The organism is Mycobacterium sp. NGS66 (genome assembly GCF_059812225.1).
In genome coordinates this window covers 22018-45590 of record NZ_JCALCG010000002.1, presented here as the reverse complement: position 1 = coordinate 45590, position 23573 = coordinate 22018, and the positions used below count along the sequence as shown (strand labels likewise).

At 67.5% G+C, this 23573-nt stretch carries 18 protein-coding genes; 8 read left to right on the top strand and 10 right to left on the bottom strand.

Annotation, left to right across the window (positions count from 1 at the left end; genetic code table 11):
- The first annotated feature begins 3 nt into the window (after positions 1-3).
- The 4 genes from AC5Y2L_RS04740 to cysC all read left to right on the top strand — a co-directional run bounded on the left by AC5Y2L_RS04740 (position 4) and on the right by cysC (position 5246).
- Complete coding sequence (locus tag AC5Y2L_RS04740; protein ID WP_499932937.1) at positions 4-1545, top strand: adenylate/guanylate cyclase domain-containing protein; 1542 nt, start codon at positions 4-6, stop codon at positions 1543-1545.
- Positions 1546-1636: 91 nt separating this feature from the next.
- Positions 1637-2440: a trehalose 2-sulfotransferase gene (gene stf0, locus AC5Y2L_RS04735; protein ID WP_499932938.1), complete on the top strand. Its 804-nt coding sequence runs from the start codon at positions 1637-1639 to the stop codon at positions 2438-2440.
- Positions 2437-3363: a sulfate adenylyltransferase subunit CysD gene (gene cysD, locus AC5Y2L_RS04730; RefSeq protein WP_499932939.1), complete on the top strand. Its 927-nt coding sequence runs from the start codon at positions 2437-2439 to the stop codon at positions 3361-3363. Before stf0 ends, cysD begins: the two co-directional genes overlap by 4 nt.
- Positions 3363-5246, top strand: a complete 1884-nt coding sequence (gene cysC, locus AC5Y2L_RS04725; protein ID WP_499932941.1) for an adenylyl-sulfate kinase — start codon at positions 3363-3365, stop codon at positions 5244-5246. The genes cysD and cysC overlap by 1 nt, the downstream gene beginning before the upstream one ends.
- Positions 5247-5377: 131 nt before the next feature.
- Here the strand turns inward: cysC and AC5Y2L_RS04720 are convergent, their stop codons facing one another.
- The 4 genes from AC5Y2L_RS04720 to fdxA form a co-directional block, all read right to left on the bottom strand.
- Complete coding sequence (locus tag AC5Y2L_RS04720; protein ID WP_499932942.1) at positions 5378-6637, bottom strand: alpha/beta hydrolase fold domain-containing protein; 1260 nt, start codon at positions 6635-6637, stop codon at positions 5378-5380.
- 49 nt (positions 6638-6686) lie between these two features.
- Positions 6687-9032 carry an APC family permease gene (locus AC5Y2L_RS04715; protein WP_499933211.1) on the bottom strand — a complete coding sequence of 782 codons (2346 nt, stop codon included), beginning with the start codon at positions 9030-9032 and terminating at the stop codon, positions 6687-6689.
- Positions 9033-9188: 156 nt separating this feature from the next.
- Entirely contained in the window at positions 9189-10280 is a 1092-nt protein-coding gene (gene dapC / locus AC5Y2L_RS04710; RefSeq protein WP_499933212.1) for a succinyldiaminopimelate transaminase, read from the bottom strand.
- Positions 10281-10321: 41 nt separating this feature from the next.
- Positions 10322-10648 (bottom strand): ferredoxin, encoded by a 327-nt coding sequence (gene fdxA / locus AC5Y2L_RS04705; RefSeq protein WP_067373695.1) that lies wholly within the window; start codon positions 10646-10648, stop codon positions 10322-10324.
- A 415-nt stretch (positions 10649-11063) separates the two neighbouring features.
- On the opposite strand from fdxA, the gene AC5Y2L_RS04700 reads away from it, so the two are divergent.
- From AC5Y2L_RS04700 to AC5Y2L_RS04690, 3 genes are all read left to right on the top strand, one after another.
- Positions 11064-11393 carry a GNAT family N-acetyltransferase gene (locus AC5Y2L_RS04700; protein ID WP_499932944.1) on the top strand — a complete coding sequence of 110 codons (330 nt, stop codon included), beginning with the start codon at positions 11064-11066 and terminating at the stop codon, positions 11391-11393.
- Entirely contained in the window at positions 11390-13429 is a 2040-nt protein-coding gene (locus AC5Y2L_RS04695) for an FAD-dependent oxidoreductase (RefSeq protein WP_499932945.1), read from the top strand. The genes AC5Y2L_RS04700 and AC5Y2L_RS04695 overlap by 4 nt, the downstream gene beginning before the upstream one ends.
- A gap of 205 nt (positions 13430-13634) precedes the next feature.
- The gene (locus tag AC5Y2L_RS04690; protein WP_499933213.1) at positions 13635-13955 is read left to right on the top strand and encodes a hemophore-related protein; all 321 of its coding nucleotides are present in this window, start codon (positions 13635-13637) and stop codon (positions 13953-13955) included.
- A gap of 4 nt (positions 13956-13959) precedes the next feature.
- On the opposite strand, the gene AC5Y2L_RS04685 is transcribed toward AC5Y2L_RS04690, so the two are convergent.
- The 4 genes from AC5Y2L_RS04685 to mshB all read right to left on the bottom strand — a co-directional run bounded on the left by AC5Y2L_RS04685 (position 13960) and on the right by mshB (position 18956).
- Positions 13960-14718: a maleylpyruvate isomerase N-terminal domain-containing protein gene (locus AC5Y2L_RS04685; RefSeq protein WP_499932947.1), complete on the bottom strand. Its 759-nt coding sequence runs from the start codon at positions 14716-14718 to the stop codon at positions 13960-13962.
- A 98-nt stretch (positions 14719-14816) separates the two neighbouring features.
- Complete coding sequence (locus AC5Y2L_RS04680) at positions 14817-17399, bottom strand: bifunctional FO biosynthesis protein CofGH (protein WP_499932948.1); 2583 nt, start codon at positions 17397-17399, stop codon at positions 14817-14819.
- 88 nt (positions 17400-17487) lie between these two features.
- The gene (locus AC5Y2L_RS04675; protein ID WP_499932950.1) at positions 17488-17949 is read right to left on the bottom strand and encodes a hypothetical protein; all 462 of its coding nucleotides are present in this window, start codon (positions 17947-17949) and stop codon (positions 17488-17490) included.
- 101 nt (positions 17950-18050) lie between these two features.
- Positions 18051-18956 carry an N-acetyl-1-D-myo-inositol-2-amino-2-deoxy-alpha-D-glucopyranoside deacetylase gene (gene mshB, locus AC5Y2L_RS04670; RefSeq protein ID WP_499932951.1) on the bottom strand — a complete coding sequence of 302 codons (906 nt, stop codon included), beginning with the start codon at positions 18954-18956 and terminating at the stop codon, positions 18051-18053.
- A gap of 94 nt (positions 18957-19050) precedes the next feature.
- Here mshB and AC5Y2L_RS04665 point away from each other — a divergent pair, with 94 nt between their 5' ends.
- Entirely contained in the window at positions 19051-19665 is a 615-nt protein-coding gene (locus tag AC5Y2L_RS04665) for a TetR/AcrR family transcriptional regulator (RefSeq protein ID WP_499932953.1), read from the top strand.
- Positions 19666-19667: 2 nt separating this feature from the next.
- On the opposite strand, the gene AC5Y2L_RS04660 is transcribed toward AC5Y2L_RS04665, so the two are convergent.
- Positions 19668-21500 (bottom strand): ABC transporter family substrate-binding protein, encoded by a 1833-nt coding sequence (locus AC5Y2L_RS04660; RefSeq protein ID WP_499933215.1) that lies wholly within the window; start codon positions 21498-21500, stop codon positions 19668-19670.
- Positions 21501-21607: 107 nt separating this feature from the next.
- Positions 21608-23497, bottom strand: a complete 1890-nt coding sequence (gene typA / locus AC5Y2L_RS04655) for a translational GTPase TypA (RefSeq protein ID WP_499932954.1) — start codon at positions 23495-23497, stop codon at positions 21608-21610.
- Positions 23498-23573 lie beyond the last annotated feature (76 nt).

Sequence of the window (23573 nt, the reverse complement as noted above, 5' to 3'; positions counted from 1 at the left end):
TCCGTGCCGGAAACGTCGTACGCGCCGTGCGGCGACCTCAGCCTGGCGTATCAAGTATTCGGCGACGGGCCGGTCGAACTGGTCTTCATCGGACCGTTCGTCAGCCACCTAGAGCTGTTCTGGACCGTGCCCGAATTCAAGGCATTCTTCGACCAGCTCGCCACGTTCTGTCGCATCGCAGTGTTCGACAAGGCCGGGGTTGGGCTGTCGGACCCGGTACCGAAAGTTCGCACGCTCGATGATCGCGCGACCGAAATCGAGGCTGTCATGGACGCCGCCGGCTTCGCCAAGGCCGCCCTCTTCGGGTGCAGTGACGGTGGCCCGGCCGCCATGATGTTCGCGGCATCCCGGCCGGAACGAACGAAGGCCTTGATCCTCTGTGACACATATTCGTTTCAGCCGGGCGGGTGGGACACTATCGACTCCGACCCAGCCGAACTCCGGGCACGTCTCCTTCCCGACGTGGGTGACGACTACATCTGGTCGGTGGAGCAGATCGCGCGAGTCCAGGCAATCCACCGCGCCGTCCGCTCGGGGTGGGGCAGCGGAGCAACACTCAGCATCTCCGGGCCGTCATTGACCGGTCGACAACGCCAGTTCGCCATGTTGGAGCGCATGTGCGCGAGCCCTGGGATGGCGCGCGTGTCACTCGAGGCGTCGTTTCGGCTCGACGTGCGGCCGGTCCTGCCGTCGATCATGACCCCAACCCTGGTCATCCACGCCCGCACGGACGCCGTCGTTCCGGTACAGTCTGGCCGCTATCTGGCCGACCACATCCAGGGCGCGCGGTACCTCGAAATCGACGGCGAGCACCTGCCCTGGTTCGCTGAGGCCGACAAGGTTCTGACCGAGATCGAGGAGTTTCTCACCGGCAGCCATGCGGCGCCGTCGCACTCACGTCGCGCGCTGCGCACGGTGTTGTTCACCGACATGGTGGCCTCGACAGCACACGCCGCTGCGGCGGGCGACGAAACGTGGCGAGCGGTGCTGGAGCGCTTCGGGCAGATCACCGCCAACGCCACCGAAAGATTCGGCGGCACGGTGGTCAAAAACACCGGGGACGGTCACTTGGCCACGTTCGACGGGCCGACGCAGGCGATTCGCTGCGCCGAAGCCCTGCGCGCAGAGGCCGAGATGCTGGGCATCCAGATCCGCGCCGCCGTGCACACCGGCGAGTGCGAGCTGCTGGACGCGGACATCGGGGGCATCGCGGTCCACATCGCCGCGCGCATCCTCGGCCACGCCGGTGCCGGAGAAATTCTGGTCTCGCATACCGTGCGTGATCTGGTCGTCGGCTCGGGCACCGGGTTTGAGGACCGTGGCCGCGTCGAACTGCGCGGTGTGCCGGGCAGCTGGCAATTACTCGCGGTCGATCGCCGCGGTCCTCGGGCCGGATCACCGGAGGCGCAATTGGTGTCGACGCCCACTCCCGGAGCGCGGACGACCATGCGCCGCTCGGATCGCGCCGTCGAGGTGGTGGCGAGGCGGGCGCCGTGGCTCCTGCGCGGGATGGCCCGCATCGGCCCGGCTGCCGGCCGCAGATAAACGGCGACAAATCCTCGGCCCGCAATAGTTATCTTCAGCGTGAAGGAATTCCCTGCGTTGCACCGGATTTCCGTCCCGTTATCCTGCCAGGATGGCAGACACCCCGTCGTCATACCTAGTCCTGGCGTCCCAGCGCAGTGGCAGCACGCTGCTGGTCGAATCGCTGCGTGCGACCGGCGTGGCCGGCGAACCCCAGGAGTTCTTCCAATACCTGCCCGCGACCAGCCAGGCCCCGCAGCCGCGGGAGTGGTTCGCCGGGGTCGAGGACGAGTCGATCCTGCGCCTGCTGGACCCGTTGGACGTGGGCACGCCCGACTTGGCGCCGGCCGAGATCTGGCGCGATTACATCCGCACGGTCGGAAGAACGCCCAACGGCGTCTGGGGCGGCAAGCTGATGTGGAACCAAACCCCGCTACTGTTGAACCGCGCGCGCCAACTGCCCGATCGATCCGGTGACAGCCTGCTGGCCGCGATCCGCGACGTCGTCGGCGAGGAGCCATTGCTGATCCATATCCACCGGCCTGATGTGGTGTCGCAGGCGGTGTCGTTCTGGCGCGCGGTGCAGACCCGGGTCTGGCGCGGCAGGCCCGATCCGGTTCGTGATGCGCGTGCCACCTATCACGCCGGCGCGATAGCCCACATCGTCACGATGCTGCGCGCCCAGGAGGAAGGCTGGCAATCCTGGTTCGCCGCGGAAGGCATCCAACCAATGGAGGTCTCGTATCCGGTGTTGTGGCGCAACCTGACTCAGGTGGTGGCCACCATCCTCGAGGCGTTGGGACTTGACCCGCGCCTGGCGCCCCAGCCGGTGCTGGAACGACAAGCCGACCAGCGTTCGGACGATTGGGTGGACCGCTACCGCGCGGACGCCGAAAGAGAAGGACTACCAACATGACTGCCACGGTGACGAAAACCGAACTCCGACGCGTCGACGAGCTGCGGCTGCTGGAAGCCGAAGCGGTACATATCATCCGCGAGGTCGTCGCCGAACTCGAAAAGCCGGTGCTGCTATTTTCCGCGGGCAAAGACTCGATTGTGTTACTTCGTCTGGCGGAGAAGGCATTTCGACCGCTGCCGCTGCCGTTCCCGGTGATGCACGTGGACACCGGTCACAATTTCCCCGAGGTGATCGAGTTCCGCGACCGTCGGGTCACCGGCCAGGGACACAAGCTGATCGTCGCCTCGGTGCAGGAATCCATCGACAACGGCCGGGTGCCCGACCCGGGGCCCGGAGCCTCACGCAACCGGGCCCAGACGCGCACGCTGCTCGACGCGCTGGAGGCCGGCGGTTTCGATGCGGCGTTCGGCGGCGCCCGCCGCGACGAGGAACGAGCCCGCGCCAAGGAGCGCATACTGAGCTTCCGCGACGAGTTCGGCCAGTGGGATCCGCGTGCGCAGCGCCCCGAGCCGTGGACGCTGTACAACGGCCGCATCAAGAAGGGCGAGCAAGTGCGGGTGTTCCCGCTGAGCAACTGGACCGAGCTCGATGTCTGGCGCTACATCCAGCTGGAAGGCCTGGAGCTGCCGTCGATTTACTTCGCCCATGAGCGCGAGGTGTTCCAACGGGACGGCATTCTGCTGGCGGTGTCCGAATACATCCGCCCACAGGCCGGCGAATCCTCCGCCGTGGAGTGGGTGCGCTACCGTACCGTCGGCGACCTGACCATCACCGGGGCGGTGCGCTCTACCGCCACCGATATCGACCGGGTCATCGCCGAGATCTCCGCGGCCACGGTTTCCGAGCGCGGCGAGACCCGCGCCGACGACCGCACCTCCGCCGCCGCGATGGAAGACCGCAAGCGCGAAGGGTATTTCTGATGACCACGACCGTGACACGTCAGCTGCTCCGCATCGCCACCGCGGGCTCGGTGGACGACGGCAAGAGCACGCTGATCGGCCGGCTCATGCACGACACCGACAGCCTGCCGTTGGACCACCTCGAGGCGGTCACCGACGCGGACGGCATCGCCGATCTGGCCGCGCTGTCCGACGGCCTGCGCGCCGAGCGGGAACAGGGCATCACGATCGACGTCGCCTATCGGTTCTTTTCCACGGCGACGCGCAGCTACATCCTGGCCGACACGCCCGGTCATGAGCGCTACACCCGCAACATGTTCACCGGCGCGTCCAATGCACACGTGGCGATCCTGCTGGTCGACGCGCGTGCCGGGGTGCTGCGCCAGACCCGCAGGCACGCCCGGATCGCGAGCTTGCTGGGTATCAGGCACTTCGTCGCGACGGTGAACAAGATCGACCTGATCGACTTCGACCAAGCCCGGTTTGCCGAGGTGGAAGCCGAGCTGCGACAGATGACGGCACGGCTCGGCGGTACCGACATCACCGTGATCCCCATCGCCGCGAAGCACGGGGACAACGTGGTACACCGTTCCGATCGCACCCCGTGGTACACCGGCCCCACGCTGCTGGAGTACCTGGAGGGCATCGAGTTGAGCGCGCCGCTGGCCGAGGCGTCGCGGCTGCGGCTGCCGGTGCAGTGGGTGTCGCGGCCGACCGCGGACATGCGCCGCCGCTACACCGGGCGCCTCGCGGCCGGAACGCTCAGCGTCGGTGATCCGGTGGTGTCGCTGCCGGCCGGCACCCGCTCGACGGTGACCGCGCTGGACACCCTCGACGACGACCGCGCCACAGCCGTTGCGCCGCTGTCGGTTTCGGTCGAACTGGCCGACGACATCGACGTGGGTCGCGGCGACGTGCTGATCAGCGGTGCCGACGACGCCGTCGCACCCGTCTTGGCCCGCGAGATCGACGCGACAGTGTGCTGGTTCGCCGACACCCCGCTGCGCGCCGGCGACCGGCTGGCGCTCAAACAGACCGCCAAGACCGTCCGGGCCACCGTGCAGGCGCTGCACTCGCGGCTGGACCCGGAGACGCTCGACGAGCTCGACGGGCCAGTCGAGTTGGCGCTCAACGACATTGGCACCGTCACATTGCGAACCAGCTCGATTGTGGTGGCCGACAGCTACGCCGAAAGCCGCGCCATGGGGGCATTCATCCTGATCGACGAGGCCACCAACGACACCGTCGGCGCCGGCACCATCCTGGAGGCTCGGGAGGTCAAGCCGGGGACTCATCCCCGCACCGACATCCGCTGGCATCCGTCGTCGCTGGACCGGGGCTACCGCTGGAGCGCCACCGGTCAATCGGGCGCCACCATCTGGTTCACCGGGTTACCCGCATCCGGCAAGTCGACGATCGCGGTAGCGGTGGAGCGTGCGCTGGTGGAATCCGGGCGGGTGGCCTACCTGCTCGACGGCGACAATCTGCGTCACGGGCTGTCCGACGACCTGGGCTTCTCACCCGGCGACCGCACCGAAAACATCAGGCGCGTAGGGCACTTGACGCGTCTGCTGGCCGACGCCGGAGTGGTCGCGCTGGCGTCGCTGGTGTCGCCGCTGAAGTCGGACCGCGATATGGTCCGCGCCCTCAACGCCGCCGCCAAGCTGCCCTATATAGAGGTCTACGTGTCCACCTCGTTGGCCGAGTGCGAGAAGCGTGACCCCAAGGGCCTGTATGCGCGCGCTCGCAGTGGCCAACTACGCGGCCTGACCGGTGTCGACGCACCCTACGAGCCACCGGACGACCCCGACCTCGTCCTCGACACCACCAATGCCGACATCGACGAGCTGGCGGCTCAGGTCATCGCACTGCTCAACGAGCGCAGCCCGCGAAACACCGGCTAACGGCCTAAGGGGATGTTCGGTGTGAAACCTGGGCGTTCAAAGTGCAAGCAGGGCGGCTTCTAGGCGATTTTCCCGCCCTCGTTTCACTTCCGACGCCAAGGTTTCACACCCAACCGTGCAGCCGCCCAAGGTCACCCGGACGCGCGGTCCGCGACGCTGTACCGATCCGACGCATACACCTCGGCGAGGAACTGCTCGACCGCCACCGCGGTGTGCGCCGCGCGGGCCGACCCGAAGATGTCGAAACCGTGTTGCGCGCAAGATAATTCGGCGTAGACGACCGGGTTTCGGCTGACCTGGCGCAGCCGGGCGGTGAAGCTGCGCGCCTGCTCGACCGGGACCAACGAGTCGTTGCGGCCATGCAGCACGAAGAAGGGTGGCGCATCCGCGGAGACGTGGGTGATCGGCGAGGCGTTGCGAAACGGCTCCGTGATCTCGGTGCGGCTCAGCTTGAACACGTTCTTCGCCAGTGTCGGCGTGAGCAAGGGATGCGAACTTTCCGGGTGGCTGAAGTCATAGACACCGTAGAACGGCACCGCCGCCTGCACCCGGGTATCTGCGTCTTCGAAACCCGGCTGGAATTGCGGGTCGTTGGGGGTGAGCGCGGCCAGCGACGACAGATGTCCGCCGGCCGAGCCGCCGGTGATCGCGATCCAGTCCGGATCTCCGCCGTACTCGGCGATGTTCTGCTTGACCCAGGCGATCGCGCGCTTGACGTCGACAATGTGGTCCGGCCAGGTGGAGCGCGGACTGAGGCGGTAGTTGATGGCAACACACACCCAACCCAGCTCGGCGAGGTGGCTCATCAACGGGTGCGCCTGTCCGCGCTTGTTCCCCACCATCCAGGCGCCGCCGGGAACCTGCAGCAACACCGGAGCCCGTCCGCCGCGGTCCAGATCCGGCCGGCGCCAGATGTCGAGATGATTCCGCGAACCGAACTCTCCGTAGCTGATGTCGCCGTCATGTGCATAGTCGCGGTAGATCCGCATCATCCGGAGCACGCCGGGTTGCTTGGCGGTGGCGCCGCCGGGCTGCGGGCGCTTCCACAAATCGCCGGACTCGGTGCGACGGCTCAGACCCAGCCCTTGGTCCAGCGCCGCGGTCAACGGTTGGTCGGCGGTACGCCCGCAGTGGCGCAGGCCGAGCAACCCCAGCCAGGACACCGCTGACACCAGCCAGCTGAACAAACGCACCCTAGGCGAGAGCCGCCGAGACAGCGCCGTCAGCGCAGCCACCTGGGCTGCGAACGAAGGCACCGGAAGCTCCGAGGCGAACAGGCCAAAACCGAAGGCGTACAGCGAGGCATAGCCGTTCTTGGTCAGCGGCCGGTAGCCGTTGGCGGTGAACGCCAAGCTGAAAACGGACACCAGCACCGCCGCAACTCGTCGCACAGTCGTCGCTCCCTCGAATTCCGTTTGCGGACCGTCTCGGTAAGTGAATCTAACTGTCCTCGGAGTCGGCACTTTCCGCGGTGTCGTCGGTGTTCGCGGGGTCCTCGATGACGTGATACGCGGGGTCCACCATCGTTATCGGCCGATGGCCGCTCTGGCGGGGCTTCCCGATGATCCGCAATACCTGACCGGGCTGGATATCGGCACCTCCACGCCCGGGGCGGAAAGAAATGCTGATCTCCCCCGTGTCGTCGCCGACCACTATCGAGCGAAACGTCCGCCGTCCTTTGGCGACGTCCTCGACCTGGCTGACCCGCCCTTCGAAGGTGGCGCGCTGCCCGGGAATCAGGCCCGCCACCGTGATCACCGACGGCGGCCGATCGGAATTCTCGGGATGCTCATAGGCGTCGACGTCCTGGTCCTCGCCCTCGGAAACCCAGGCCTCCAGCTTGTCGAGTTCGCGGGCCAGCCGTTGCTCGACGCGTTCGGGGTAGGCCTCCTGGACCCGCGATTGCACGTCGTAGGGCACGATCGTCGCGGCCGCGTCGGGAAGCAGGCTCACAGCGCGGGCGATCTTGTCCGCGGTTCGGTCATGCAGCAACCGGCCCAGCAGCGGCGCGTAGGTCCGACGTGGCAGCAACACCGTCACGTTGGTGTTCGGGTGTTCCTTGCTCGCCTTGGCGACCAGCAACTGAGCGGCCCGGGTGAGCCGCCGGTCGGGGCAGTCCACGATTCGCAGCCGGGTGTCGAGATCGAAGTCCTCCCAACGCTTTCGGAGTTGCGCGGCGTGCGCCGCGTCGACCATGAAATGCACCGCGATCAGCTCGTCGGCCCGCAATCCCCTGCCGTATCGCAGCCCCTCGAGGACCGCGAGGTCAAGTGAGTTGACGAAGATGAACACCCGGTGCCTGGCGTATTTCACCAACTCTGGGCGGTCGGTGCGGAACATCTCGAGTATGGCGGCCTCGGCCCGGTATTCCTTGTTGAGCCGCATCAGCGCAAACACCAACACTGGGAAGACGACAACCACCAGCCAGGCGCCCTCGGTGAACTTCGCCACCGCGAAGATGCCGACCACCACCGTCGAAAGGATCGCCGCGGACAGGTTGATGGCCAGCCGGCGTCGCCGCCCACGCTCCCGGTGCGTCAGATGATGTTTGGTCATCCCGTAGCCGGCCATCGAGAATCCGGTGAACACGCCGATCGCATAGAACGGGACCAGCGCGTTGACCGAGCCGCCGGTGATCACCAGCAACACCACCGACAGCGCGGTGAGCACGATGATGCCGTTCGAGAACACCAGCCGGTGGCCGCGTTTCATCAGCTGGCGCGGCAGGAACCTGTCTTCGGCGACAAAACTCGCCAGCGCGGGAAAGCCGTTGAAGCTGGTATTCGCACCGGTGAACAAGATGGCGGCGGTCGATGCCTGGACCAGAATAAACAAGATGTGGCCGATCAGCCCGTTGCCGAACACCGCCCGGGCGACCTCCGACAACACCGACGGGTATCCGGCGACATACGGGGTGGCGTGGGTGACAAATGTCAGGTAGGCGACACCGGCCAACAGGAAACCGAGGATGCACGCCATCGCGGTGAGTACCCGGCGCGCGTTGCGGCCCTGGGGCTTGCGGAATACGTCGACGGTGTTGGAGATCGCCTCGACTCCCGTCAGCGACGAACCGCCATTGGCGAACGCGCGCAACAACACCAGGACCGTCGCGCCCATCACCAGACCGTTGCCCTGCTCAATCGGCACCGTCCCGGGGATGTGCTGGGGATCGTAGGGCTGCAATCCCCAGAAGATATGGCGAATGACACCGACGACGATCGTCAAGCTGATCATGACGACGAAGAAGTAGGTGGCCAATGCGAACTGTATGCCGGCTTCCCGCAATCCGCGCAGGTTGGCATAGCAGATGGCGATCACCACGCCGATGGTGATTTCCAGACTGTAGGGACCCAGGGCCCGTATCGCCGAGACCACCGCGACCGTACCGGCAGCCGATTGCACCGCCACGGTGACGACGTAGTCGATCAACAGCGCCGCGGCGGCGACCTGCGCGACGCGGGGCCCGAAATTCTCCCGCGCGACGATGTACGACCCGCCCGCCCGCGTATAGGCCATGACGACCTGCCGATACGACGCGGCCACCAGCACCAGAATCAACAGGATGACGCCGTTGATCGGCAGCAACAGAGCAAACGCCGCCAGCCCCGCGTGGGGCAGCAGCTCGATCAGAATCTGCTCTGTGCCATAGGCCGTCGACGAGATCGCATCTGGTGAAAGCGCGCCCAGCGCAACCGAATTCGACAGTCTCTCGGAATGCAGTTCCTCGGTGATGAGCGGCTTTCCCAGAAAGACGCGCTTGGCGATATCCCCAATCGAAAGCGGGATGCGCTGCTTGGTACCCGAGCCCGCCGAACCCGTGGAGCCGGGGGTACCGGCAGCACTAGTAGTAGATGCCACGCCTCATTCCACCACTGAGATGCAAAATCAAGCCAACTTGCTGGGCTTTTTGCGATTCTGGCGTCTCGCAGTGGTCGCGCCCTGTTAGAGCCTGTCGACCGCCGCGGCGATGCGTTCGTCGGCGGCAGTCAGCGCGACACGCACGTGCTGTGCACCGCCGGGACCGTAGAAATCACCGGGCGCCACCAGGATCCCGCGCGCGGCCAGCCACATCACGGTGTCCTGGCACGGCTCGCCTCTGGTGACCCATAGATAGAGGCCGGCCTCGGAATGATCGACGGTGAAACCCGCTGCGCGGAGCGCCGGAAGCAGGGCGGCGCGACGGCGCGCGTAACGGTCCAGCTGCAGCTTCTGGTGCTCGTCGTCGTCCAGAGCCGCCACCATGGCGGCCTGCACCGGTGTCGGCACCATCATCCCGGCATGTTTGCGCACCGCCAGCAGCTCGGCGACGATGTCCGGGTCTCCGGCCACGAAGCCGGCCCGGTATCCGGCCAACGACGAACTCTTCGACAGCGAGTGCACGGCCAGCAGGCCAGTGTGGTCGCCATCGCAGACGGCTGGGTGCAGCACGGACAGCGGTCCTGGAGGTTCGACGTCCCAGCCCAGACTCAGGTAGCACTCGTCGGACGCCACCACGGTGCCTCGGTCGCGGGCAAACTCGACGACCTTGCGCAGGTGATCGACACCCAGTACCCGCCCGGTCGGGTTGCTCGGCGAGTTGATGTAGATCAGCGCCGGAGATTGCGGCCCCAGCTGGGTCAGCGAGTCCGCACGCAGCACCTGCGCCGCGGCCAGCCGGGCGCCGACGTCGTAGGTCGGATACGCCAGCTCAGGTACCACGACGAGGTCGGCCGGGCCGAGACCGAGCAGCGTCGGCAACCAGGCGATGAGTTCTTTGGTGCCTATCACCGGCAGCACCGCCGACTCGGTGAGCCCGGTGATGCCGAACCGGCGGGCCAGGGCGGCTACGGCGGATTCGCGCAGCTGCGGGGTGCCGGCGGTGGCGGGGTACCCGGGCGCCGAGGCGGCGGCCGTCAGCGCCGCTTGGATCAGCGGCGCGACGGGGTCGACCGGTGTGCCGACGGAGAGGTCGACGATGCCGTCCGGGTGGGCCGCGGCCAGCGCTTTCGCGTCCACCAGGGTGTCCCAGGGGAACACCGGCAGCGACGCCGACACCGCAGGCCGGCGGGTCGCAGGCTCTCGGCGCACCGCCGCGCTCAGTCGCCTTCGCCCTGCGGCGGCAGGTCCTTGACCTCTTGCGGGTCGTTCTCGGTCATGCCCACCTTGGCCGCACCGCCCGGTGATCCCAGCTCGACGAAGAAGTCGGCGTTGATCTGCGTGTATTGGCTCCACTGTTCGGGCACATCGTCTTCGTAATAGATCGCTTCGACCGGGCACACCGGTTCGCAGGCACCGCAGTCGACGCATTCGTCGGGGTGGATGTACAGCATCCGGGCACCCTCGTAGATGCAGTCGACCGGGCACTCCTCAATGCACGCCTTGTCCTTGATGTCGACGCAGGGCTGGGCGATCGTGTACGTCACGGACGTCTCCTCAAGGTGTCCTCCATGTACTGGTTCCACGTGGGCTGCTGCTGCTCGCCTCGCCTGGAGCCGCCTGGACCCCGATGGCGGAGCGTTCGGTTACTGATACTAGACGTTGCACATACACGCCTACCACTGGGCACGCCCGCGAATGTGTCCAGCCGTACGTACGTGTTGACCGACCGCCCGGATCTGTGACACTGACCCGGTGGTCACTGGGGAAACAGGCCCCCCGTTCCGGGTCGAACCAAGGCAGGCTGAAGATCTGCCAGCATGCGTCGATCTTCTTCACGCCGTCCATGTCGCGGACGCGTATCCGGTGCTGTGGCCGTCAGATCCCATCAGGTGGCTAGTTGGGAAGCGCGAGCTTGCCGCGGGGGTTGCGCGGGACGCTGCGTCGAGCATCCAAGGCCACGTGGCGCTGCACCGGGTTGTCGAAGGTCCGGCAAGCGACCTCTGGACCAGGGCCGCGGGCATCGGGCAGGAGCGACTGGTGGCGCTGAGTCGGCTGATCGTGTCACCGACCTACCGCCGGCAACGCCTGGGCGAAGCGTTGGCCAACGCGGCGACCCGCTATGTGCATGAACTCGGCGCACGACCGGTGCTCGATGTCGCGCAAGACAGTGTGGCCGCGATTCGCTTTTACGAATGCCTGGGCTGGCGCCGGGTCGGCGAGTGGGAGCTGACTTTCGACGGGGATCGGCATCTTCCGCTCTTCGCATACCTAGGTCCCGCCGCGCCATGACCGACTATCCAAACCTGTTGTCCCCGTTGGACCTTGGCTTCACCACTTTGCGGAATCGGGTGGTGATGGGTTCCATGCACACCGGACTGGAAGACCGCGCCGGGCACATCGATCGGTTGGCCGCATATTTCGCCGAACGCGCCCGCGGCGGAGTGGGGCTGATCATCACCGGCGGCTACGCCCCGAACCGCACCGGCTGGCTGCTGCCGTTCGCGTCGGAAATGGTCTCCTCGACGCAGGCCCGGCGGCACCGCCGCATCACCAGCGCGGTCCACGACGCGGGCGCCAAGATACTGCTGCAGATCCTGCACGCCGGGCGTTATGCGTACCACCCGCTTTCGGTAAGCGCATCGTCGATCAAGGCGCCGATCAACCCGTTTCGGCCGCGAGCGCTGACATCGCGGGGAGTCGAGGCGACCATCGCCGATTTCGTTCGGTGCGCGCAGCTGGCCCGCGACGGGGGCTACGACGGGGTAGAAATCATGGGCAGCGAAGGGTATCTGCTCAACCAGTTCCTGGCGCCGCGCACCAACAAGCGCACCGATCGCTGGGGCGCGACGCCCGCCGACCGTCGCCGGTTCCCGGTCGAGATCGTGCGCCGGACCCGCGAGGCGGTCGGGCCGGATTTCATCATCTGCTACCGGATGTCGATGGCCGACTACGTCGAGGACGGCCAGAGTTGGGACGAAATCGTCTCGCTGGCAATCGAATTGGAGTCTGCGGGCGTCACCGTCATCAACTCCGGCTTCGGCTGGCACGAGGCGCGGGTGCCAACCATCGTCACCTCGGTGCCCAACAGCGCGTTCGTCGACATCAGCGACGCGGTCGCCGAACAGGTCAGCGTCCCGGTGATGGCTTCCAATCGAATCAACATGCCGCAGGCCGCCGAGCAGATCCTGACCGACACCCGGGTGCAACTGATCTCGATGGCCAGGCCGCTGCTGAGCGACCCCGAGTGGGTGCTCAAGGCGCAGTCCGATCGTGCTGAGGAGATCAACACCTGCATTGCGTGCAACCAGGCCTGCCTCGATCACGCCTTCGCCAGGAAGGCGGTGTCGTGTCTGCTCAATCCGAGGGCCGGTCACGAGACGACGTTGGTGTTGTCTCCGACGCGACGCGCCCGCTCGGTGGCCGTCGTCGGGGCCGGCCCGGCCGGGCTGGCGGCCGCCGTCAGCGCCGCACAGCGCGGCCACCGCGTGACGCTCTTCGAGGCCAACGACTTCATCGGCGGTCAGTTCGACCTGGCCCGCCGCATCCCGGGCAAGGAGGAATTCCGCGAGACCAACCGGTACTTCTCGACGATGCTCGCCAAGCACGGGGTCACGGTCCGGTTGGGCACCCGCGCCACGGCTCATGAGTTGACCGGCTTTGATGACGTCGTCTTAGCCACCGGCGTGGCGCCGCGGATCCCCGCTATCCCGGGCATCGACCACCCGAAGGTGCTGACCTATGCCCAGGCCATCACCGGCGCCAAACCGGTCGGAAAGACCGTGGCCGTCGTCGGGGCCGGCGGCATCGGCTTCGACGTCAGCGAACTGCTGGTCACCGAGCCCTCAGCAGCGGAAAGCCTCGAGAACTGGCGCGCCCTCAAGAACTGGCGGGCCGAGTGGGGTGTGGCCGACCCGCGGGAAGCCCGCGGAGCCCTGACCACGCCCCGGCCCGCACCGCCCGCCCGTGAGGTGTATCTGCTGCAGCGCACCAAGGGTCCGCAAGGCAGGCGACTGGGCAAGACCAGCGGGTGGGTGCATCGGGCGGCGCTGCACGCCAAGGGCGTCCATCAGCTGTGTGGAGTGAACTACGAGCGGATCGACGACGACGGCCTGCACATCAGCTTCGGCGCGGATCGCCGGCGGCCTCAGCTACTAAGGGTGGACAACGTTGTGCTCTGCGCCGGGCAGGAGCCGGTGCGGGACCTGGACAGCGAATTGCGCCGCAACGGCCTCCACCCGCACCTCATCGGTGGTGCGGCGGTGGCCGCGGAGCTGGACGCCAAGCGCGCCATCAAGCAGGGCACCGAGCTGGCGGCGCGGCTCTAACGGTCTACATGGCAGATTCACAGCAAGGCCATACTCAGGGCGCTGACCTGCGAAAAGTAAGACGCCGAGCGGGTTTTGCGATAACGTCCGTGATGGAAGCTGGCCCGCGGGGGCTGGTACCCTCAACGAAAGACGGCGACCGCTGGGCAGCTCTAGTGGCCGTCTCTCGCGACGGTACGAATAATCTGGGAAAGGTCCACAAATGGTGAGGTTGTCGTTGACCAAACTGGCCGCCGGTTTCGGTGGTATCGCGTTCGCGTTGGGCGCCGCGACCGGAATTGCCTCGGCAGATCCGACTGACCCGCTCTACACGACGTGCAACTACGGGCAGGTGATGGCAGCTCTCAACGCGACCGACCCTGCGGCTGCCGCACAGTTCAACAGAAGCGCTGTCGTGCAAGGCGCGTTGAACAACTTCCTCGCCGCGCCTCCGGGTTCGCCGGAGCGGCAGCAGATCTTGTCGCAGCTGCCTCCGCGGTACATGGGAACTGTCACCCGGGTGGCGGCGGTCTGCAACAACTACTGAGCAATCAGTAGCCGCTGAGTAGGCGGCGCACCCGGCCCAAGGTTTCCGGTCCGACGCGGCTGCAGATCCGCGACGGGTCTGCGGGTCGGCGCCCCCACAGCAGCAAAACCCTTGCCGCCGCGTCGGTTTCGAGTGTGGCCGGGCCTGCGGGTTCGCTGAGTTCGATGCTGGTTTGCTCGCCGTCGGCGTTGAGCACGACATCGTCGCTACCCTGCACCCGCAGCCTCGCCTCAACTTTTTCGTCCAGTTGCGGCGCGCCCTTGGCCAGCAGCGGGCGGCCCACCGCGACCACGCTGTGCGTCGTCATCCAGGGCTCGGCCAGCCGCGCCTGTGCCGGCGGGTCGTCGCCGGTGATGTCCCACCCGTGCAGCACGAGCTCTTCGCGCATGTGCTCGGCAAACCACGGCACCTTCATCGTGCGTCCAGTCCAGGCCACGTCGGTCTCCGCTGGAACGTCGTCGCCGGCCTCGGCGACCAAGGTCAGTGCCGCCATCCGTTCGTGCAGCGCGTCCCAGAGGTCCGTGTCGTTCATGGCGCGCAGCGGAGCCTCGCGTTCTTCGAAGCTGCGGGTGCCGACGGGTTCGCCGTGCAGGTGGGCGCCCAGCACCCGGGCGAGTTCCTCGGCGTTACCGGCCTGGTGAATGACGATGTCACGCACCGTCCATGCCTCACACCACGTGCCCACGTCGGGCCGCCGCTGCTGCACCGCGTCCAGGAATGGCTGCCATTCGGGGAAGCGCTCGTCATCGATTCGATATCGCACGGGTTGCATATACCCGCTTGGCGTCGCGAGCGTGCGCAAAATGCCACGCCTACCGGCGTGTCGGCGTACAACCACGCACCCTCGCGGGGCCTGAACGGTTACGCCGCCAGCGGGGCGTACGTGGTGGTCCGCTGACGGGCGGGACGGCCGATGCCCTCCGCGATCGCGACCAGCTCGGCGACGGTCTTGGCCGAGCCGTGTTCTGAGCCGGCCATCCGCGAGATGGTTTCCTCCATCAGCGTGCCGCCCAGGTCGTTCGCGCCGCCGTTGAGCATGACCTGCGTGCGCCGCTCGCCGAGCTTCACCCAACTTGTCTGGATATGAGAGATGCGGCCGTGCAACATGATCCGCGCCAACGCATGCACCGCGCGGTTGTCCCGGTGCGTGGGACCGGGCCGCGACGCTCCGGCCAGATACAACGGCGAATTCTGGTGTACGAACGGCAGCGGAACGAATTCGGTGAAGCCACCGGTGCGGTCCTGGATGCCGCGCAGCACATTCAGGTGCGCCACCCAGTGCCGGGGACTATCGACGTGTCCGTACATCATCGTCGACGACGACCGCAGCCCCACTTCGTGTGCCGTGGTGACGATTTCGATCCACATCGACGTCGGCAACTTGCCCTTGGTGAGCACCCAGCGCACCTCGTCGTCCAGGATTTCGGCGGCCGTGCCGGGGATGGTGTCCAGCCCGGCCTCGCGCAGGCTGATCAGCCACTCGCGAATGCTCATGCCGCTCTTGGTAACTCCGTTGGCGATCTCCATCGGCGAGAACGCGTGCACGTGCATCGATGGGACCCGGGCCTTGACCGCGCGCACCAGCTCGGCGTAGCCGGTGACCGGGAGCTCCGGGTCGATTCCGCCCTGCATGCACACCTCGGTGGCCCCGGCGACGTGCGCCTCCCAAGCGCGGTCGGCGACCTCGTCGGTCGACAGCGAATACGCGTCGGCGTCACCCTTGCGTTGAGCGAATGCGCAGAATCGGCAGCCGGTATAGCAGATGTTGGTGAAGTTGATGTTGCGGTTGACCACGAAGGTCACCTCGTCGCCGACCACGTCGCGGCGCAGCGAATCAGCCAGCGCGGCAACGGCTTCCAGCGCCGGACCGTCGGCGGTCGCCAGCGCGAGATACTCGTCGTCGGTGCAGCCGGCCGGGTCGCGTTCCGCCGACCGCAACGCCGCGAGCACATCGGAGTCGACGCGCTCGGGAGCGCGAGCAGCCAGCTCGTGTACCTGCGTCCGGACCGATTCCCAGTCTCCGAAGGCACTGTCGAGGTCGCTGCGCGTGTCGGCGTTGCGGCCCTCGGTGTCGATGGCGGCGTTGAGGTCGATGCGGCCCGAGGACTCCACGTCGTCGGGTTCCTGCCAGGGCCGGCCTACCGGGTTGACGTCCCGAGCCAGGCCGGTCGCCGGGTCCGCCAGCGCCACAACATGTCCGCGCACCCGCGGGTCGATCCACGCGGCACCCGCCTGGACGTATTTCGGCTGGGCCGTCAATCGCTGCACCAATTCGTAGCCGGCGTCCGCGGTGACCGCGGCCAGTTCGTCCAAGGCCGGCCACGGCCGTTCCGGGTTCACGTGGTCGGGCGTCAGCGGCGAGACGCCGCCCCAGTCATCGACGCCGGCGCGCACCAGGGCCAGACACTCGTCGCGCGACACCAGATTCGGCGGCGCCTGAATGCGCATGCCGGGGCCGAGCACCAGCCGCGCGACGGCAACCGTCGCCAGGTAGTCCTCGATTCCGGCGTCGGGCACCGCGGCCATCGCGGTGTGTTCCTTGGCCCGGAAGTTCTGCACGATGACCTCTTGGATGTGCCCGAACTCCTTGTGCGACTTGCGGATTGCGTGCAGGGTTTCGGCGCGTTCGCTCAGCGTCTCGCCGATGCCGACCAGCAAGCCGGTAGTGAACGGAATGGACAGCCGGCCGGCATCGGTCAGGACACGCAGCCGAACCGCGGGGTCTTTGTCCGGGCTGCCGTAGTGCGCCAGCCCCTTGGTTTCGAACAGCCGGCGCGACGTGGTCTCCAGCATCATCCCCATCGACGGCGCAACGGGTTTCAGCCGCGCCATCTCGGTCCAGCTCATGACGCCGGGGTTCAAGTGCGGCAACAGACCGGTCTCTTCGAGCACCCGGATCGCCATCGCCCGCACATAGGACAGGGTGGAGTCGTAGCCGCGTTCTGCCAGCCAATCCCGCGCCTCGGGCCAGCGCGCTTCGGGCCGATCGCCGAGCGTGAATAGTGCTTCCTTGCAACCGAGTTCGGCCCCGCGGCGGGCGATGTCGAGGATCTGGTCCGGTTCTAGATACATGCCAGCGCCCCGGGCCCGCAGCTTGCCCGGCACCGTGACGAAGGTGCAGTAGTGGCAGTTGTCTCGGCATAGATGCGTTACCGGGATGAACACCTTGCGGGAATACGTGATCGGCAACCGGCCGCTGGGTCCGTGCCGGCCCGCCGCCTCGAGACCGGCGTCGCGCACCCGGGCCGCGCTCGCGCACAGATCCGCCAGGTCGTCACCCCGGGCGGTCATAGCGACCGACGCCTCGTCGATGTTCAACGCGACGCCGTCTCGCGCGCGCCGCAGCACCCGCCGCAGCGCCGAGGCAGTGGCCCGGCCCGGGACCCCGGCCGGAACAAGGGGATTTGGCAGGACGATGGGGTCCTCGCCTGGAGTCAACGACACGTTGGTTTAACTTCCCCGCGATCGATTTTCATCCGCAACAGTAGCGGCAGGACGCGGCCGGCCCGCGCTCGACCATGCTGCCGCGCTGTCAGTGCTGGTGGGTGGTTCGCCAGAGCACACACACCGGGGGGACGACGCCCAGCAGAATCAGCAGCGGAGCCGCGTAGGCCAGCAACCCGCTGCCGCCCAGGATCACGTCGTCGCCAGGCCCGCCCAGGCTCATCAGCGCGACCGTCGACAGCCACGTCCACAACGGCAGCGCGGCCACCCGCGCCGACGTGGTCCACCTCCCGGCGGCCCATACCAGCGCGGCATTGACCAGGCCGCTGATCAGTCCGCTGATCGGAATGGGAACAGAGCCGACATACGAGGGCAGCAGCAATGCCCCGGCCAGTGCAGACAAGATGCCATCCACGGCCAACAAGGCCAGCACGACTGTGCGGATAGCTGGATCGGCCGCGCCGCTGTCTTGGACGGACGCGGCGCGTGGCTTCGTTTCGGTCAGGTCGGGACGCTGTCGATGTTCGAGAGTATCGAACCGATCACCCATTGAAAGCTGTCAAGTCGGTCTTGCCAGTGCTGCAGATTGGGGTCCAGGTCGGGGTCCATGAGAAATCCTTCTGATTCTTGTCAACACGGCTGTTTGGCAGCCTACCGCGTGCCGTAGTCATTGAAACCCAGTCCCGCCAGCAGATCTGTCTCCCATCCGCGCCGGTCGCGCTCGCCCGGGGAGCCGGCGGCCAGGACATAGTGCTCCTGCCCGAGAATCGGCAGCGCTATGTTGTTCGACAACGCGCAGACCCGGCCAGTGGGGCCGACGGTGACTTGGGTTTCGTGCGCCCGCAACGCCGCAATCTTGGCGGCGTGCGCGTCGGGACCGGCCTCGACGACGGCGTCGATGTTCTCGTCCGCGTAGCCGAAGTCGAACTCCTCGGGCGACGGGACCGTCCACTCGGGCAGCAGGTCGTCGGGCCGCAGCGCCCGCCGGCCTTCGGCCATGGCGCCTTCGGACAGGACCGTCCAATAGAACTTGGGCACGGTCCATGGGTTTCCCGGGTAGCAGTCGGCGGTGCCGGCCGCGGCCACGGCCGCGGTGGTGACCGTGTGAGCGTGGACATGATCGGGGTGGCCGTAGCCGCCCCGGGGGTCGTAGGTGACGACCACATGCGGACGCTGCTCGCGGATGATGGCGACCAGCGCACCCACGGCCTCCCGTTCGTCGGCGTCGATGAACCGCTGCCAGCGCCGGCGCGGGGTGCCCTGCATTCCCGAGTCGCGCCAGCGACCCGCCCCGCCGAGATAGCTCGGGCTGCCGACCCCCAACGCGCGCAATGCCTCGGTGAGCTCGCCGATCCGGTAACCACCCAGTTGATCCGCGTGATCGACGGCCAATGCGGCCCAGCGCTCGCCGATGACCTCGCCCTCCTCGCCGAGAGTGCAGGTGACGACGCGCACGTCGGCCCCGATGGAGGCGTAATGCGCGATGGTCGCCCCGGTGCTGAGACTCTCGTCGTCCGGGTGGGCATGCACGAACAGCAGCCGCGGCGTCTCAGGCATGGGGGCACCCTACCGCCGCCCGAAGCTTGAGTAGTCGTCGGCGTTTCTTATCGAGGCCGCAGCAAAGAGGAACGCGAGCGGCTACTATCGTCGGATGGCGCAGGTGACCCGAACCGACCCAAAGGCCGGTCGGAACCGCCGACGAGGCGAAGTGCTCGAACGTGCGCTCTACGAGGCAACCTTGGCCGAGCTGGCCGAAGTCGGATACGGCAGGTTGACCATGGAAGGGATCGCGGTGCGCGCCCACACGGGCAAGGCGGCGTTGTACCGGCGCTGGACCAGCAAGCACGATCTGGTGCACGCGGCCCTGCTGCACGTGGTGCCGCCGTTGACCGAGCCACGCGCCGGGCGGTCGGCGCGGGAGAACCTGCTGACGGTGTTCACCGCGCACCGCGATGTCCTGGCCGGCAAGACCGCGTTTCCCGGCCTGGGCATTATCGCCCAGCTGATTCACGAACCCGAGTTACGCGCCATCTTCGCCGATGCCGTTGTCGCCCCACGGCTGAAAATCGTCGAGTCGATCCTGCAAGCCGCTGTCCGCGACGGCGACATCGACCCGGCCAACCTGACACCGATGACCGGGCGGGTGGGACCCGCCCTGATCAACCAGCACTTCCTGCTCACCGGCGAGCCGCCGAGCCGACGAGAGATCGCGCTCATCGTCGATACCGTGATCCCGCCGAAAACGCCTGCCGCGCAGGAGGATTGAAGTCAGGGTCCGGTCTTGACCCATTGGCCGGCATCGCCGACGATGCCAACCGGTACCGCGCCGGTCAGACTGACGTGCTGCACACTCGGGCCGGCCGCGACGATCGTGGTGTCTTGCAGGATGGGCAGCACCGTCGACATGTTCCACAGTCGCGGCTCGACCGCGGTGATCACGTCGCTGATGTTCTTCGTGCCGTTCAGAGCGGCGTCGATGTTGGCCTGGATGCTGCGGTCGCACATGCCGGTGAGATTCGACGGCGCCCGCACCAGCGCTCCGGGGTCCGGCGGGCGGTTCGTCGGCGCCGGCGTGGGAGTGCTGGGCGGCGTGGCCGACGGCGTCGCACCCGCGGGTGTCGTGGTCGGCGCGTTGGGTGCCGGCAATTGGCTGGTTTGCAGCGCCGGGCAACCGTAGCGCGAGGCCAGCACCGTGGCCAGGTTGCCGCCGGCTCGATGCCAACCGACGATGGCGTCCACCCGGTTGTCGTTGAGCGCATCGCGGTAGAGCGTGACGGGGTCCAGCGCCATGACGCTCGCGGCCATGCCGACGCTGCGCAACTGGTCGGCGGCGGTGTTGGCGACGGCCACCGAAGTCGGGTCGTTGGCCGCCACGCCGATGACCAGCGTCAGCTGTTGGCCGTCCTTGCTGATCCGCCCGTGGATGACTTCCGGCGGGCCGGTGCTGGTCGGTGTTGCGGACGGGGTGCCCGGAGCGGGCGTAGCCGAGGCGTTGCTCTCGACCTGGTAGCCGGCGGCCGTCAACAGGTCCAGCGCCGCCTGTTTGGACATCGCCGGCGGCGCCGTCGGTTCGTAGCCGGGATCGCTCGGCGACCGGATCTGGGCTTGCGCCAGGGTGACGGTGTTGTCGCTGCCGGCGCCCACCGCGGCCAGCAGGTCGACGTCGAGCAATCCCAGAATCGCCTTGCGGACCTGGCCATCGGCCAGCTTGGGCTTGTTGGCGCGCAGCGTGAGCTGCATGACCCGCGGCGTGACTATCCGGGCGGTGCGCACGTCGGGGATCGCGGAGAGCTGCGCGAATGCCGTCGAGCCGCCGTGTACTTGGGCTACCTGAGTGTCGCCGTTGCGCACCGAGTCGGCCAGCGCAGCCGGAGCCCCGGCGCGGCGGAACAGGATGAGGGCGGGGGTGGCCGGCGCGCCCCAGTAGCGGTCGTTGCGGGCGAGCAGGATCTCGTCGCGCTGTGGGTCGATGTTCTCCACCCGGAACTGCCCGCCGGTGACGGGCAGAGACCGGGCCAGGCCTGCGCCGAAACCGCCGGGCACGTCCTTGACGATATGTGCGGGCAGGATGTTGCTGAACAATTCCCGCCACGCCGGATACGGCTGCGCGAAGGTGACGACGGCCTGTTTGCCACCCTCGAGCGACTGCACACCCGTGATCAGGTCATAGCCGGCCGGGTCGACGACGCCGGGCTGGCTGACCATCTGCCGCCACAGGTACCAGAAGTCGTCTGCGCCGATCGGGGCGTTATCCGTCCATTGCGCCTCGGGCCGGATCTTGTAGGTCACCGTGAACGGGTTTTGGTTGGTCACGTCGGCGGACACCAGCAGCGTCGGGTCCATCTCCCAGCGCGAACCCGTCGGCGTGGTGTGATCGGATACCGGCCGGAACGCGCTCGGCAACACCAGCGCGCTGATCGCCGCGTTCACCGGCGAAAGATCCGACAGCAGATGCGGATTGAACCCGGCGCCGATCGAGTCGATGCCCATGATGATCTGAATCGGGCGCTGCGGCGGCGGTGGCGAGTTGTGCGGCGTATCGGTACTTTGCGGAGCGGGCGGCGGGTTGACGGTGCAGGCCGCCAGTCCCAGACCCACCATCGCGACCAGCGCGCCGGCGACCACCAGGAGGTGGCGAGCGCGGTGCAGCACGCCCAACAGGGTATCGAGCGAATGGCCAAGAGCCTGGCCGACCACGCGCCGCACAGCTAACCCCGGGCCTTGGCCCGCGCCCGGCTGCGGGCGCGGGCGGTGGCGTCCAGCTCGACCTTGCGGACCCGCACGATCTCCGGGGTCACCTCGACGCATTCGTCGGGCGCGCAGAATTCCATGGCCCGCTCCAGGTCCAGTTCGAGCGGCTTGGCCAGCGTCTCGATGACGTCCGCGGTCGACGACCGCATGTTGGTGAGCTTCTTCTCGCGGGTGACGTTGACGTCGAGATCTTCTGGGCGCGGGTTGATTCCGACGACCATGCCCTCGTAGGTGTCCTGACCGGGTTCGACGAAGAACTGGCCGCGGTCGGCGAGTTGCAGCAGCGCGAACGGCGTGATGGTGCCGGACCGGTCGGACACCAGCGATCCGGTGTGGCGGGCGCGGATCTCGCCCGCCCACGGCCGGTAGCCGTCGAACACGGCGTTGGCGATGCCGGTGCCGCGAGTCAGGGTGAGGAAGTCGGTGCGAAAGCCGATCAGGCCGCGGCTGGGCACGATGAAATCCATTCGGACCCACCCGGCGGCGTGGTTCTTCATCTCTTCCATGCGGCCTTTGCGGCCGGCCATCAATTGGGTGATGGCGCCGACGAATTCCTCGGGGCAGTCGATCGTCATGGCCTCGAACGGCTCGTGCAGCTGGCCGTCGATTGTCTTCGTAACGACTTGCGGCTTGCCGACGGTGAGCTCGAAACCCTCCCGGCGCATGGTCTCGACCAGAACCGCCAGCGCGAGTTCGCCGCGGCCTTGGACCTCCCACGCGTCGGGCCGGCCGATGTCGACGACCCGGATCGACACGTTGCCCACCAACTCGGTGTCCAGGCGGCTGCGGACCATGCGGGCGGTCAACTTGTGCCCGGAAACCTTGCCGGCCAGGGGCGAGGTGTTGGTGCCGATGGTCACCGAGATGGCCGGCTCGTCGACGGTGATGCGTGGCAGGGCGTGGGCGTGGTCGGGATCGGCCAGCGTGTCGCCGATCATGATGTCGGGCAGGCCGGCGACGGCCACGATGTCCCCGGCGACGGCTTCGTCGGTGGCGCTGCGCTCGACGCCCTCGGTGGCGAGTAGCTCGGTGATCTTGGCGCTGGTGATGACGGGCAGCCCGTCCACTTCGCGCATCCACGCCACCTGCTGGCCCTTGCGCAGCTTGCCGTTGTAGATGCGGACCAGGGCGAGCCGGCCCAGAAACGGCGAGGCGTCCAGGTTGGTGACCAGGGCCTGCAGCGGTGCCCCGGGGTCGCCTTTCGGCGGGGGCACGTGGTCCAGCAGGACGTCGAACAGCGGGTCCAGGTTGGTGCCGTCGGGAACCTGGCCGTCTGCCGGTTGCGTGGTGCTGGCCACGCCGGCGCGGCCGGACGCGTAGAGCGTCGGCAGCCCCAGCGCGTGTTCTGCGGCTTTTGCCGCCTCGTCGTCGAGATCGGAGGCGACGTCGAGCAGCAGGTCGTGGCTGGCGTCGACCACCTCGGCGATCCGCGCGTCGGGCCGGTCGGTCTTGTTGACGACGAGGATCACCGGCAGGTGCGCGGCCAGGGCCTTGCGCAGCACGAACCGCGTCTGCGGCAGGGGCCCCTCGGACGCGTCGACCAGCAGCAGCACTCCGTCCACCATGGATAGGCCGCGCTCCACTTCGCCGCCGAAATCGGCGTGGCCGGGGGTGTCGATGACATTTATTACTGTCACCGTGCCGTCTTCGTGGTGGCGGTGTACTGCGGTGTTCTTGGCCAGGATCGTGATGCCCTTCTCACGTTCCAGGTCGCCGGTGTCCATCACGCGTTCCTTGAGGACCTCGCCGCGTTCGTGCAGCGCGCCGGATTGCCGCAACATCGCGTCGACCAGCGTGGTCTTGCCATGGTCGACGTGCGCGACGATGGCGACATTACGGAATGGCACGTCGGTGATTGTGGCAGCGACGACGGCGGATAGCGAACTTGCTGCTGGGCGTTGGCCGACGGGGTTGCGCTCACGG

Excerpts from the sequence above, each read along its gene's own strand:
- mshB (WP_499932951.1), bottom strand. The coding sequence starts at position 18,956 with ATGCCTGAGACGCCGCGGCTGCTGTTCGTGCATGCCCACCCGGACGAC.
- stf0 (WP_499932938.1), top strand. The coding sequence starts at position 1,637 with ATGGCAGACACCCCGTCGTCATACCTAGTCCTGGCGTCCCAGCGCAGT.
- AC5Y2L_RS04665 (WP_499932953.1), top strand. The coding sequence starts at position 19,051 with ATGGCGCAGGTGACCCGAACCGACCCAAAGGCCGGTCGGAACCGCCGA.
- AC5Y2L_RS04695 (WP_499932945.1), top strand. The coding sequence starts at position 11,390 with ATGACCGACTATCCAAACCTGTTGTCCCCGTTGGACCTTGGCTTCACC.
- AC5Y2L_RS04675 (WP_499932950.1), bottom strand. The coding sequence starts at position 17,949 with ATGGGTGATCGGTTCGATACTCTCGAACATCGACAGCGTCCCGACCTG.
- cysC (WP_499932941.1), top strand. The coding sequence starts at position 3,363 with ATGACCACGACCGTGACACGTCAGCTGCTCCGCATCGCCACCGCGGGC.
- AC5Y2L_RS04660 (WP_499933215.1), bottom strand. The coding sequence starts at position 21,500 with ATGGTGGGTCTGGGACTGGCGGCCTGCACCGTCAACCCGCCGCCCGCT.
- cysD (WP_499932939.1), top strand. The coding sequence starts at position 2,437 with ATGACTGCCACGGTGACGAAAACCGAACTCCGACGCGTCGACGAGCTG.